The organism is Helicobacter pametensis ATCC 51478, assembly GCF_000518225.1.
In the GTDB taxonomy this organism is placed as follows: domain Bacteria; phylum Campylobacterota; class Campylobacteria; order Campylobacterales; family Helicobacteraceae; genus Helicobacter_G; species Helicobacter_G pametensis.
In genome coordinates, this window is the sequence record NZ_JADE01000007.1 from 158,411 (window position 1) to 171,702 (window position 13,292).

Consider the following 13,292-nt stretch of genomic DNA (forward strand, 5'->3'; position numbering starts at 1 on the left):
AGAAAGTATGAATTTAGAAAAAATTGAAGTAGGACAAAATCCAGACAAAATCAATGCAGTGATTGAGATCCCTTATGGCAGCAATATCAAATATGAAATCGACAAAGAAAGTGGAGCAGTCGTTGTAGATCGTGTGATGTATAGTGCGATGTTTTATCCTGCAAATTATGGATTTGTACCCAATACACTAAGTGATGATGGAGATCCAGCGGATGTGCTTGTGCTCAATGAATACCCACTTCAAGCAGGGAGTGTGATTGCTTGTCGTTTGATTGGGGTTTTGCTTATGGAAGATGAAAGTGGAGTGGATGAGAAACTCTTGGCTGTGCCTGTAAGCAAGATCGATCCACGCTATGAGAAGATTCAGAGTTTGGAAGATTTGCCTCAAATCACACTTGATAGAATCAAAAATTTCTTTGAGACCTATAAGATGCTTGAACCAAACAAATGGGTAAAGGTCAAAGAATATCAAGGCAAGAAAGAAGCGGAACAGATTTTGCATAGAGCGATTGAAAATTACAAATAAATAATTTTTTGCCGTATTCTTAATTCTTGATGGAATGGATTTATAGAAATTTTATTTTCTAAGTCTAGAATACGCCATTTATTAAACTTAGCTTATTGGGGTAATGAATGAAAACGAAAGCTCTTGTTATTTTTCTCTTGTCTGTGAGTGGATCTGTCTTGGTTGCCCAGACTGGAAATGCAAAAAAAGTCGGCCAAAAATTTGGAATCAATCAGCTTTTACCCAAAGAGGTCAAAGGAGTGGTTGGTCTTGAAGAACTCCTTGAAAGGGCTCAAAAAAACTATCAACTCATAGCCAAATCCGATGGGATTGCTAAGAGTGAAGCAGAAAAAATGTCTGCTTATTTGGAGTTTGGTCCCACAGTTTCGGCAAATTATGGCTATAAGTATCAGACTACTCCTTCTATTGAGGGGAATTATCAGGGAAGTCATAATGCAAGTGTGACAGCGAACTGGGAGATTTATAGTGGATTTAGCACTGTAAATAAGGTGAGGCAAAAGGATGCCCTCTATCGTGCTAGTGTGGCAAATAGAGATTTCACCGAGCAAAATCTCTATCTTCAAATTATTCAGCAATATTATGCTTATTTCACCAATTATTCCAATCTCATCTCTCTTAGGCAGAAAAAGAAACTTCTGCAAAGTAATGTCGAGAGACTAAAACGCCTTTATAAATCTGGTCTTACAACTGTTGATGATTTGGAATCCTTGAAGGCTGAGGCATCTCTGACGGATTATCAAATCGCACAAAAAGAGCTTGATGTCGAGCAAAATCGCCTCAATCTTTCTTTGCTGACCAATAGTCGTGTGTCATCTATCAAGCGCAATACTCTCAAGATACCAAATAATCTTGTTGATAAAGAAAGAGCAGATATTACAGCCCTTAGAGAGCAGGCAGAAAGTATTGGCTTTCAGAAAAAGCAACTTTCTTATGCTCCAAAAATTAGCCTCTATAATACCTTTTCTTACAGCGATACCTTTGGTGATGAGTATTTAAAACCTGAGCACAAAACTCAAAATACCGTTGGCGTCTCTTTGAGCTGGACACTTGATTCATTTTCTTTGTACAAGCAGCGTGAGGCAATAGGGCTAAGTCAGATGCAAGCTCTTAAAGAATTGACCTACAAAAAAGAAGAGCAAAAAAAAGATATCGCACTTTACAAAAAATCTCTTGATATTGCTAGGATCAAGGTCAAATCAGCCAAGGCTGGATTGAATTCGGCATTGATCACTTTTGAAAATGTGAGTAAGAGATATGATGCCCAGCTTGTCAATTATGTAGATTATCTCAATGCCTTAAGTCAGAAGTTTAATGCTGAAGCGACTTATATTGAGAGTTTGAATAATTATGAAATGCAAAAAGCAAATCTTGTTTTTTATAGCGGACAAGATCTCAAAAAATTTATTAACTAGAAGGAGAGGAATGTGAGAACACTATTTGTATTGCTTATATCGTGTTGTTTATGGGCTTCTGATGCGGGTAAAACCGAAAAAGTGGAAAAGGTAGAAAAAGTATATGCGATTTTTAATGTCCAAGCAGTTCAGGATGCAAAACTTAGTCTTGATAGCTCAGGAATCATCGCAAATCTTTTGGTAGATGTGGGAAGTGAAGTTCATAAGGGAGATGTTTTGCTTTCTCTTGCCAACAAGGATAGAGAAGCAAATGTCAAGATTCAAGAAGCACAAAGCAAAGCAATTGAGCAGCAGTATATCTTTGCCAAAAAGCAGTATGAGCGCTATAAGAGGACAAAGAGTGCCATCGATCGCAATACACTTGATAAGTATTATTCTGATTTTAAAAATCTTGAGAGTAGTTTTTTGCAGTCTAAATTCAATGTGGATTACCAGCAAGAACTCCTTAATAAAACGATCTTAAGAGCCCCGTTTGATGGAGTGATTGCTTCAAGAGAAGTTCAACTTGGAGATGGTGTGGGTGCGAATAATACGGTTTTGTTCCGTCTTATTAGCAAAGAAACAAAGATCGTTTTAGAGTTTGATGTGAAATATGTTTCTAAAGTCAAGGTTGGAGATGAGTTTGAGTTCAATATCGAGAATCAGCCACATGTTGTAGAGCTTAATAAAATTTATCCAGTTGCTGATGAAAAAACGCGAAAAGTTAAGGCTGAAGCCATCGTTGAAGGTTTGACTCCAGGAACTTTTGGTGATGGATATATAAGGATCAAATAATGTATAAAATTGCAATTAATCGTCCAATTACGACATTGATGTTTGCTCTAACTCTTGTCATTTTTGGGATTTTCGCACTCAATAAAATGCCTGTTACTTTGTGGCCTGATATTGATTTTCCTATCGTCAAAATCACGACAAAGTATGTTGGAGCAGGACCTGAAACGATTGAGACAAAAGTGACGGATAAAATTGAAGAAGCAGTGATGACCATTGATGGCATCGAGCAAGTCACTTCAACAAGTGTTAGAAATATGAGCGTGATTGTCGTTAAGTTTGAGCTTGAAAAAGACATCAATGAGGCTATCAATGATGTGCGTGACAAGGTCTCTACTGTTCAGCTTGATAGTGGGGTGGAAGCTCCAACGATTGATAAGGCTGATACAAGTGGTAATCCTGTGATCACGCTTTTTGTGAGTAGTGATAAGGCGTCTCCGATTGATTTGATGCGTTTTTCAAATGATGTGATTAAACCCGCCCTCCAGAGGATTTCTGGTGTTGGATTGGTTGATCTCAAGGGATATAAAGAGCGTGAAATCAAAATCTTTCCAAATCCTACCTTGGTCAATAAATATGGTCTGACTTACTCTGGGATTTCCAATACATTGCGAACTGAAAATTTGGAAGTTGATGGTGGAAAAATTGTCAATTCCAAAAGAGAATGGACAATCCTCACAGATGGTCAGGCAACGACACTAGAAGAAATTAGAAATATTCGTGTGGCAGATAATGTCAGATTGGGTGATGTTGCAGATGTGCAAGATGGATTATCAGAGGATACGACTTTTGCAGCCTTTGATGGAAAACCTGGTGTGATTTTTGATGTGATCAAAGTTGCTGGAGAAAATGATATCAGTATTGCCAATGCTGTAGCCAAAGCCCTTCCAGAACTTCGAACTATGGGATCTGAATACAATATCGATATTGTAAATGATTCCACTGATTATGTTAGAAGTGCGATTGCTAGTGTGAAATTTGACTTAGTGTTGGGTTCATTTCTAGCTGTCATTATCGTTCTTTTATTTTTGCGAAATATGCAAATTACAGTTATTTCAGCCTTGACGATTCCAGTTTCTGTGCTTGGAACTTTGGCTGGGATGATGTTTATGGGTTACACACTCAATATGATGACCTTGCTAGCTGTTACATTGGCGATTGGAATCATTGTAGATGATGCCATTGTTGTCATTGAAAATATCCATAGAAAGCTAGAGCATGGGATGGGCAAGATGGAGGCGGCGTTTGAGGGGGTTCGAGAAATTGCCTTTGCTCTTGTTGCGATTTCTGCGATGTTGCTTTCTGTGTTTATCCCAATTGGTAATATGAGTGGAATCGTGGGAAGATTCTTTCAAAATTTTGGAATCACGATTGCGCTAGCAATTTTGATTTCATATTTTGTAGTTGTGACTGTTGTTCCGATGATGAGTTCTATCTTTATCAAAACAGGGCATTCTAAGTTTTATCTCAAAACAGAGCCATTTTTCAGAAAAATGGAGAGTGTGTATGTCTCGATTCTCCATTTTGTTTTGCGTTTTAAATACAGTGTGATTGTGTGTATTTTCTTGATTTTTGCTGGCTCTATTGCCTTGTTTGCTACTGGAAAATTGGGGATGGAATTTTTTATCAAGGAAGACAAAGGACACTTTAATGTGTTTATCCAGACAGATCCTGGAATCAGTCTTGAGGAAATGAAAGTCAGAACATCTGTCTTGCAAGATATGGCAAACAAAAATCCCAATGTCGCCTATACATCTCTTGAAATAGGTTATTCCAATAAAGCAGTCTATAAAGCAAAAATTTATGTGAAGCTTAAGCCAATTGATGAAAGATCTCAAACACAATTCCAAATTATGGAAGAAGTCAGAGCCAATCTTTCTGAAAGCTCTTATGCTAAAGGGATGAAAATTTCAGCAAGTGAGGTGAGTGATTTTGGAGGAGGAGATAATTCACCTTATCAAATCACAATTATTGGTAGAAATCAAGGAGAGGTTTTGCAAAGTGCAGAACGCTTGATGAAGATCTGGGAAGATAATCCAAGAGTGCTTGATGTGCATTCAGATTGGACTGAATATCAACCAGAGTTTAGTATCAAGATCGATAGGGCCAAACTCAATCAATATCATGTCAGTGCCAAAGATTTGGGTAATGCGATCAGTTCTGCTTTCTCTGGAGAAGTTGCTGTAGCCTATTTCAAAGATGCTGGAACAGAATTCAATATCACTGTAAGGGTGCCAGATCATCAGAGAGTGTCAATCGATGATCTCAAAAAGATACAGGTAGCCAATGCTGATAAAGAATTGATTTTCCTAGATGGTTTAGTTGAGCTTGTTGAGAGTAAGGCACCTTCTAGCATTATCCGTCTGGATCGCTTAAGAAGTGTGACGGTCTATGCAACTCCAAAAAATAAAAGTGGCTTAACAATCGGTCATATGCTTAAAGAAACTCAAGCCAAAGAAAAAGAGTGGCTAGGAGAGAATCTATCTTATAAGATTCAAGGTGAAGCAAAAAATGCAAGTGATAGTAGCAAAGCATTTAGTTTTGCGATCACAGCTGCCTTTATTTTGATTTATTTGATTTTGGCAGCATTGTATGAATCGCTCATTCAGCCTATTATCATTATGATCACTCTTCCTTTGAGTTTTGCTGGTGCTTTTTATTCCCTTGCTCTTGTTAATCAGCCCTTGAGTATGTTCTCGATGATGGGATTGATGCTTTTGATGGGTCTTGTTGGGAAAAACGCAACCTTGGTTATTGATGTTGCAAATGAGAAACGGGCTAAAGGTATGGGGCTTGATCAAGCTATCATCGAGGCTGGAGAAGAGAGATTGAGACCAATCCTTATGACGACATTGGCAATGGTTTTTGGAATGCTTCCTTTGGCAATCTCTACAGGAAGTGGAGCTGGTGCAAAAGCCCCAATCGGTATTGTAGTCATTGGTGGTCTATTGTTTTCAATGGTGCTCTCATTGCTGATCGTCCCAACTTTTTACAAAATTTTGGCTCCGATTGATTCGTGGATGCAGCGTTTCTATAAGCCAAAATCACAAGATATACTCTAAAAATCAAAAAGCTCAAAAGGGTTTTCTCAAACCTTTTTGACTTTTGCCTTATAATGCGAAAAATTCTCTTGGAGCAGTGCGATGATAACCCTTAAAGAAGCGATGAAGCTGGATGAAAAAGAACTACAGGAAATAAAGCAAACGATTAGACAAAAAGTAAAAGAATCCAAATTGAATGCATATGTGGGGGAGGTGTGCGAAAGCCAAGAAAGCGGGATTCCAATTCTGATCAAAGATAATATCAATGTCAAAAATTGGGAAATTACATGTGGAAGTAAGATTTTAGAGGGTTATATTGCCCCCTATAGTGCCACTGTGATTGAGAAAATGCATCAGGCCAATCTATGTGGTTTTGGGCGATCCAATATGGATGAGTTTGCTATGGGGAGCACGAGCGCAAATAGCTGCTATGGCCCAACACTAAATCCAAGGGATCTTTCACGAGTTCCGGGGGGGAGTAGTGGGGGAAGTGCGGCTGCTGTGGCTGGAGGGATTGCTATCGCTGCGCTTGGAACTGATACTGGAGGATCGATCCGTCAGCCTGCTGGATATTGTGGATGTGTGGGATTGAAACCAACTTATGGAAGAGTTAGTCGCTATGGTCTTGTTGCTTATAGTTCAAGCCTAGATCAGATTGGACCAATCACACAAAATGTCGAAGACGCTGCAATTTTGTTTGATGCAATCAGTGGCTATGATCCATTGGATTCGACTTCTGCAAATTTTGAGCCCACACAGACTTATGCACATCTTGATGAGAATAAACGCTTCAAAATTGCCGTTTTGAGGGATTTTCTCAAAAATGCTGATCCAGAGATCCGTCGATCATATGAGCAAACAATAGAAGTTCTTAAATCAATGGGACATACAATCATTGAGAAGACGATGTTGGATCCAACTTATCACATTAGTGCTTATTATGTAACCTGTACTGCCGAGGCTAGTTCAAATTTGGCTAGATTTGATGGAGTGCGCTATGGTAAGCGCCCAAAGGATGTGAAAAATCTTGCAGATTTGTATTTGAAAACTCGTAGCGAGGGGTTTGGCGAGGAGGTCAAAAGAAGGATTATCCTTGGGAATTTTGTCTTGAGTGGAGGACACCATAATTATTATATGAAGGCTCAACAGGTTAGGGAGCTGATTAAGACAGAATTTGATGAGATTTTTGCTGATGCTGATATGATTCTCTATCCCATTGCTCCAAGTATCGCCCCCAAATTCAATAGCTCAAAATCTCCTCTTGATATGTATTTGAGCGATATTTATACGATTTCTGTCAATCTTGCTGGTCTGCCCGCACTCTCTCTTCCTGTGAGCTTGAGTGAAGAGGGGATGCCAATTGGGATCCAATTGATTGGAAAAGCATTTGATGAGCAGAGCATTTTGGATGCTGGGTATTCGCTTGAGAAGAGATTAGGAGATTGTTTAGGGAGGATTCAATGAAGATAGTTCAAAAAGCATTGACTTTTGAAGATGTATTGCTGCTTCCAGCATATTCTGAGGTTTTACCCAAAGAGGTCAATCTCTCAAGTCAGCTAACCAAAAATATCGCACTTAATGTTCCATTTGTAAGTGCTGCGATGGATACAGTGACGGAATATCGCACAGCTATTGCAATGGCTCGCCTTGGAGGGATTGGAATCATTCATAAAAATATGGATATCCAATCACAAGTTGATCATGTTAGAAAAGTGAAGAAAAGCGAAAGCGGCGTGATCAATGATCCTATTTCCTTGAGGGCTGATTCGACACTCTTGGATGCGAAGAAGATCACAGATAACTATAAGATTTCAGGAGTGCCTGTAGTAGATGAGAGGGGGGTGTTGATCGGGATTTTAACCAATCGCGATATGCGTTTTGAGACTGATCTATCCAAAAAAGTAGAAGAATTGATGACAAAAGCTCCTCTTGTAACTGCCAAAGAAGGTATTAGCCTAGATGAGGCAAAACTCATGATGCATGCTCACCGCATCGAGAAGCTTCCAATCGTGGATGAAAATCATATCCTCAAAGGACTCATTACCATCAAAGATATCCAAAAAAAGATCGCCTATCCCAATGCCAATAAAGATCATCAAGGAAGATTGTGTGTGGGGGGAGCGATCGGAGCTGGGCAGTTTGATCGGGCTGCGGCATTGTGTGAGGCTGGTGCAGATGTTTTGGTGCTTGATAGTGCGCATGGTCACAGCAAGAATATCATCTCAACACTTGAGCAAATCAAAAAAGATCTCAAAATTGATGTGATTGTAGGGAATGTCGTCACACCTCAAGCCACACTTGATTTGATTCAAGCAGGAGCTGATGCGATCAAAGTGGGGATTGGTCCTGGAAGTATTTGTACGACAAGAATCATCGCAGGAGTTGGGATGCCTCAGATCTCAGCAGTTGCAGGATGTGCTGAAGTTGGACATAAATACAATGTGCCAATTATTGCAGATGGAGGGATCAAATATTCAGGAGATGTGGCCAAAGCACTAGCTGTAGGTGCATCAAGCGTGATGGTGGGAAGTCTATTGGCTGGGACTGAAGAGAGTCCTGGAGATTTGATGATCTATCAGGGGAGACAATACAAGAGCTATCGTGGGATGGGAAGTATCGGTGCGATGAGTAAAGGAAGTAGTGATCGCTATTTCCAAGAAGGAACCGCACAAGATAAGCTTGTCCCTGAAGGAATTGAAGGGAGAGTGCCTTATCGTGGGAAAATTGCTGATATCTTGCATCAGCTTATAGGAGGCTTGAGATCATCTATGGGATATCTTGGAAGCAAGGATATCCCTACACTTTGGGAGAAAGCAGAGTTTGTTGAAATCACTTCAGCAGGTTTGAGAGAATCTCATGTGCATGATGTGGATATCACCAAGGAAGCACCAAATTATCACGCTTAAAAAGATAAAAAAAGGGGGATTTCTTCTTGAGGGATCAAAATTGGATTTGATTTGATTGGAGGGTGAGACATCGACCCATCCATTCAAAACTAAGCTCATAAGCCCATAGATGCAAAAATGGCGCACCAAAACGCCTCATTCTCTCTTCATCACTCAAAGTTTCTTCTAGATATGCCTGTGCATCGCTATCTTGGCATCCATAGAGGGGATCTCCCAAGATTGGATGACCAATATATGAGAGATGAAGGCGTATCTGATGTGTACGACCTGTGAGGGGATGGATGCGAAGGAGAGTTGTGTGAGTTTTTTGATCATAACAGAGTGGTGTGATCAAGGTTTGAGAATCTTTTCCTTGAGGTGAGATCTTGGATCTGATGGAGAGATTATAGGTTTTTTCTCCTTTTTTGGGGACAAGGATTGGGGCTTGGATGAGTTGTTTTTGAGTGATGTGGCCAAGCACTCTAGCAATATAGGTTTTTTGAATCTGATTGTGTTCAAATAAGAGTTTGATAGGGGTTTCAAATCGATGATCAATCGCGCAAAGCAAAAGCCCAGCCGTTTCATAATCTAGACGATGCGCAGGATTGGCATATGAGCCAAATTCATATTTGAGGGCATCACAAACACTCAAGTGTGGATAGGTTCCTTTAGGATGGGTGAGGAGCTTATGAGGTTTATCATAAACCACAAAATAAGGGGTTTGCAAGATTTTGGGTAAGTGAAGTGGAGATGGGAAAAAATGAGTGAGAGACACTTCACCGACAATGGATTGGGATTTGTGAATGGGGAGATTGTTTTGGGTTAGGCGATTTTTATCCAATATCTTTTGAGCTTCCTTTTGAGAACATTTGAGGGTCTGCATCAACCAAAGAAAAGCACGCTGTTTTTGGGATATGTGATAGGTTTTTGTCAAAAAGGGCACTAGCGTTGCACCACAAGCATGGGGGTATAGTTAAATGAATCTTGTGTCACATATACGCGCAAAGAATCAAAATCGACTTCAAGATCTGTGCAAAAAAATGCCAATGCTTTAATCGAGCGATGTGTGGGGGATTGGAGAGTGAGCAATGTGTGATTCTTATCTTTGCCGATGAGTTTTTGTGAGAGGATGGGCATAGGTGTGAGAGTGAATATGGGTTTTGGATTTCCCTCGCCATAGGGAGCAAAGGATTCTAAAAGATTGAGCAGCTCATGTGTAAGCAAAGAGGGATGAAGTTTGCCTAGGATGGAATCTACTTGATGACTTTCTTCAATATAGGGAGTGAAGTCTTGGATAAATGTTTCAAGGTTATTTGGATAGATTTTGAGTCCCACAGCTCCTCTATGTCCTCCAAATTCACAGATATGCTGAAGAGATTGAAGGCTTTTGATGAGATTGATCTCATCTATACTTCTCCCACTTCCTTGATATAGACCATTTTTGAGCGTTAGGACAAAGGCTGATTTCTTGTGAAGTTGGACAAGTTTGCCAGCCAAAATCCCTAGCACTCCCTCATGCCAATCCTGACCATAAGCTATGACACATGATTGTGTGATGATGAGGGATTGTTCCATTTCTTTGAGCAAACTTTCTTGGATGCTTTTGCGTTGAAGATTGAGAGAGTGGAGTTCTTGATAGTGCTGTTTGGCTTCTTCGAGTGTTTGGCTTAGAAGAAAATTGAGTGCGATATCAGCCTGTGCCATACGCCCTGATGCATTGAGCAAAGGAGCGATATAAAATCCAATACATTCTTCATCGATTTTTTTATGCTTCTTGAGAAGAAGAGAAGAAAATGGAAAATGTGGCTTTGTGAAAAGTTTGAGAGCTTTTTTGAGAATCACACGATTGATCTCTTGTAGGGGCATGAGATCTGAAATGATTGCAATCCCCGCCAACTCCAAAAAAGGAGTGAGATCAAGTTTGAGATCAAGATGAGCCTTGATCCCTGCGCAAAAATACCAAGCTACAAGAGCACCACAAATATCCTCTTGTGCAAATCCACTGACTTTTGGATTGATGATGAGCGCTTGTGGGAGAGAATCTTTTGGAGTGTGATGATCAGTGATAATGAGTGTTTTGTCATTTTCTTTGCAAAATTCTGCGGCTTGTAGCGCTGTGATGCCATTATCTACGGTGATGATAAGCTCTGCTTGAGGAAAGCGCTCTAGCAATAAAACAGAGATTCCATAGCCATCATGAAATCGATTGGGGATCACAAAATCAAAATGAGGATAAGGAATCGCTTGAAAAAAGTAAATCATGATTGCAGTAGCAAGAATCCCATCAGCATCATAATCCCCAACGATCAAGATTTTTTTGTTGTTTTGGATTGCTTCTTGGACAAGCTTAGCACCCTCTTGGACATTTTTGAGCTCAAAAGGATGGGGGAGGGAGGAGAGAGAAGAGATTTTCTCTCCCCTAAAGCGCTCAGAAAGTTTGGTGCGAATCTCTTGGAGTGTTAGCATCGCTGCTTGAGAGATTGATGGACAAATTCTAAGATGATTGGATTTGGGTTTTGAAGTCTGGAGGTAAATTCTGGATGAAATTGCACAGCAACAAACCAAGGATGATCCCTAAGCTCAACTGCCTCAATCAATCCCTCACTCTCTCCACTAATAATCATTCCAGCACTCTCTAGCATCTCTCGATATTTGGGATTGGCTTCATAGCGATGGCGATGGCGCTCTTTGGCGCTATTTGCTCCATGATATGCTTTTTGAAGTTTGGAGTTTGCCTTGAGAATACATGGATATTCTCCAAGGCGCATTGTCCCACCAAGAGGTGAGGTATGTGTGCGAATCTGCTGACATCCAGATTGGTCTATAAAATCCTCTATCATATAGATGAGAGGTGAGTTTGTTTGAGGGTCAAATTCACTTGATGTAGCATCTGCGATTCCCAAAACATTGCGTGCAAATTCGATGATGGAGAGCTGCATCCCAAGACAGATGCCAAGGAATGGAATATGATTTTCGCGCGCATATTGAATAGCTCTGATTTTCCCCTCAATCCCTCTCTCACCAAATCCACCAGGGATGAGAATCCCATCAAGATCTTTGAGAATTGACAAAGAATTTTGATCAAGCATCTCACTATCGATCCATTTGATATTGACTTTTGCATCCAGATTAGCTCCAGCATGGATCAGGGCTTCTGTGAGGGATTTGTAAGATTCTTTGAGGCTGAGGTATTTACCTACAAAGCCTATTGTCACACTCGTTTTGGGAGAGATGATTTTTTTGACAAGAAGATTCCACTCTTGCATATCAGGTTTGAATTCAGGAAGAGAGAAATGGCGTGCGATAGGAGTGAGAATGTCTTCTTGGAGGAAATTGAGTGGAACTTGATAGATGCTTTGAGCATCTTGAGCGACGATCACACTATTATCAGCGACATCACAGCTAAGGGCGATTTTGCGCTTAAGATCTTTGCTTAGAGGTTTTTCACTGCGTGCGACGATGATTTGAGGATTGATGCCAATGCGTCTGAGTTCTTGGACAGAGTGCTGTGTGGGCTTGGTTTTGAGCTCTTCAGCAGTTTTGATATAGGGGACAAGAGTCACATGGATGCTGAGCACATAGTCATTGCCAAGCTCATGTTTCATTTCTCTCATCGCTTCAAGATAGGGCATTCCTTCCATATCTCCTACTGTGCCTCCTAGTTCGATGACCAAGAAGTCACTTCCTTCTCCCACAGATTTGATTCTTTGCTTGATTTCATCAACGATATGAGGGACGATTTGTATGGTTTTGCCCAAGTATTCCCCCCTTCTTTCTTTTTCGATGACTGAGAGATAAACTTGCCCTGTGGTGAAGTTGTTTTTTTTCTCCAAACTTTTGTTGAGGAAACGCTCATAATGTCCGATATCCAAGTCTGTTTCCGCTCCATCTTGCGTGACAAAAACCTCACCATGCTCAAGCGGACTCATCGTGCCAGGATCAAGATTGATATAGGGATCAATTTTGAGGATAGAAACTTCAAAACCTGAATGTTTGAGGAGTGTTGCGATAGAAGAAGAAGTGATTCCTTTGCCAAGAGAGCTTAGAACCCCACCTGTCACAAAAATATATCGTGTTTGTTTGCCCATTTTGATCCTTCAAACTTAGTCTCAAATAAAACCTGTGATTATAGCAGGTATTGTCGAGGGGTTGGTAGTTTGAAGAGAAGATGAGGGTATTATCTAAGCTTGATTGTTTTATTGCAAAAGTCCAAAAAAAGACGATGATGTCATCGATGCAGAAGTAGAATAATCTTCACAAAAAGGGGGGAGGGGGTGCAATACAATCACTTCAAATCACTATTCTTTTTCACTTGATCTATTCTAGTAAAGTGAGTGTTATTTTGTTTGTAGTATCCTCCTCCCTTGGGAGGAGAAGCTTTGAAATAAATTATGAAATCATCCCTTCTTTCTTGAATAAATAGATCTAGAAGGTAGAAGACTTTTTGGAGCCTCCTCCTAATCCAAGAGGCTCCATCAAATCTTCTCTTAACTCTTTGTGAGATTCTCTCCATTTTTGCTTTTGCGTCTTTGCTCTTTTATCTCTTTTATCCCTTTTTTACTTTCTCATTGTTTTCTCCCCTTATTTTCATCTCCCACCTTTTTCTTTAGATCTTTTTTATTTATGTCTCTTTTTCTTTATGCTCCACCTTTTTCTT

General features: G+C 40.1%; 9 protein-coding genes. 6 read left to right on the top strand and 3 right to left on the bottom strand.

All coding sequences use genetic code 11. From position 1 onward, the window contains the following. Positions 1–7 precede the first annotated feature (7 nt). From ppa to guaB, 6 genes are all read left to right on the top strand, one after another. A complete protein-coding gene (gene ppa, locus T391_RS0101905; RefSeq protein WP_027326921.1) occupies positions 8–526 on the top strand; it encodes an inorganic diphosphatase in 519 nt (172 codons plus the stop codon). A gap of 107 nt (positions 527–633) precedes the next feature. Beyond that, positions 634–1,938 (top strand): TolC family protein, encoded by a 1,305-nt coding sequence (locus T391_RS07630; RefSeq protein ID WP_051420527.1) that lies wholly within the window; start codon positions 634–636, stop codon positions 1,936–1,938. 36 nt (positions 1,939–1,974) lie between these two features. Further along, positions 1,975–2,712 carry an efflux RND transporter periplasmic adaptor subunit gene (locus T391_RS0101915; protein ID WP_156923050.1) on the top strand — a complete coding sequence of 246 codons (738 nt, stop codon included), beginning with the start codon at positions 1,975–1,977 and terminating at the stop codon, positions 2,710–2,712. Then, entirely contained in the window at positions 2,712–5,771 is a 3,060-nt protein-coding gene (locus tag T391_RS0101920; RefSeq protein ID WP_027326923.1) for an efflux RND transporter permease subunit, read from the top strand. The genes T391_RS0101915 and T391_RS0101920 overlap by 1 nt, the downstream gene beginning before the upstream one ends. An 81-nt stretch (positions 5,772–5,852) precedes the next feature. Next, on the top strand, positions 5,853–7,214 hold the full coding sequence (gene gatA / locus T391_RS0101925) for an Asp-tRNA(Asn)/Glu-tRNA(Gln) amidotransferase subunit GatA (RefSeq protein WP_027326924.1): 1,362 nt from the start codon (positions 5,853–5,855) through the stop codon (positions 7,212–7,214). Next, on the top strand, positions 7,211–8,656 hold the full coding sequence (gene guaB, locus T391_RS0101930) for an IMP dehydrogenase (protein ID WP_027326925.1): 1,446 nt from the start codon (positions 7,211–7,213) through the stop codon (positions 8,654–8,656). The genes gatA and guaB overlap by 4 nt, the downstream gene beginning before the upstream one ends. 34 nt (positions 8,657–8,690) lie before the next feature. Here the strand turns inward: guaB and T391_RS07635 are convergent, their stop codons facing one another. The 3 genes from T391_RS07635 to pyrG form a co-directional block, all read right to left on the bottom strand. Then, positions 8,691–9,476, bottom strand: a complete 786-nt coding sequence (locus tag T391_RS07635) for a pseudouridine synthase family protein (protein WP_158654389.1) — start codon at positions 9,474–9,476, stop codon at positions 8,691–8,693. Positions 9,477–9,577: 101 nt separating this feature from the next. Then, positions 9,578–11,101 (bottom strand): single-stranded-DNA-specific exonuclease RecJ, encoded by a 1,524-nt coding sequence (recJ, locus tag T391_RS07640; protein ID WP_051420529.1) that lies wholly within the window; start codon positions 11,099–11,101, stop codon positions 9,578–9,580. Beyond that, positions 11,095–12,723 carry a glutamine hydrolyzing CTP synthase gene (gene pyrG, locus T391_RS0101945; protein WP_027326926.1) on the bottom strand — a complete coding sequence of 543 codons (1,629 nt, stop codon included), beginning with the start codon at positions 12,721–12,723 and terminating at the stop codon, positions 11,095–11,097. Before pyrG ends, recJ begins: the two co-directional genes overlap by 7 nt. Positions 12,724–13,292 lie beyond the last annotated feature (569 nt).

Bases quoted from the DNA above. Each gene is read 5' to 3' on its own strand.
- gatA (WP_027326924.1), top strand. From the start codon at position 5,853: ATGATAACCCTTAAAGAAGCGATGAAGCTGGATGAAAAAGAACTACAG.
- recJ (WP_051420529.1), bottom strand. From the start codon at position 11,101: ATGCTAACACTCCAAGAGATTCGCACCAAACTTTCTGAGCGCTTTAGG.
- T391_RS07630 (WP_051420527.1), top strand. From the start codon at position 634: ATGAAAACGAAAGCTCTTGTTATTTTTCTCTTGTCTGTGAGTGGATCT.
- T391_RS0101920 (WP_027326923.1), top strand. From the start codon at position 2,712: ATGTATAAAATTGCAATTAATCGTCCAATTACGACATTGATGTTTGCT.
- ppa (WP_027326921.1), top strand. From the start codon at position 8: ATGAATTTAGAAAAAATTGAAGTAGGACAAAATCCAGACAAAATCAAT.
- guaB (WP_027326925.1), top strand. From the start codon at position 7,211: ATGAAGATAGTTCAAAAAGCATTGACTTTTGAAGATGTATTGCTGCTT.
- pyrG (WP_027326926.1), bottom strand. From the start codon at position 12,723: ATGGGCAAACAAACACGATATATTTTTGTGACAGGTGGGGTTCTAAGC.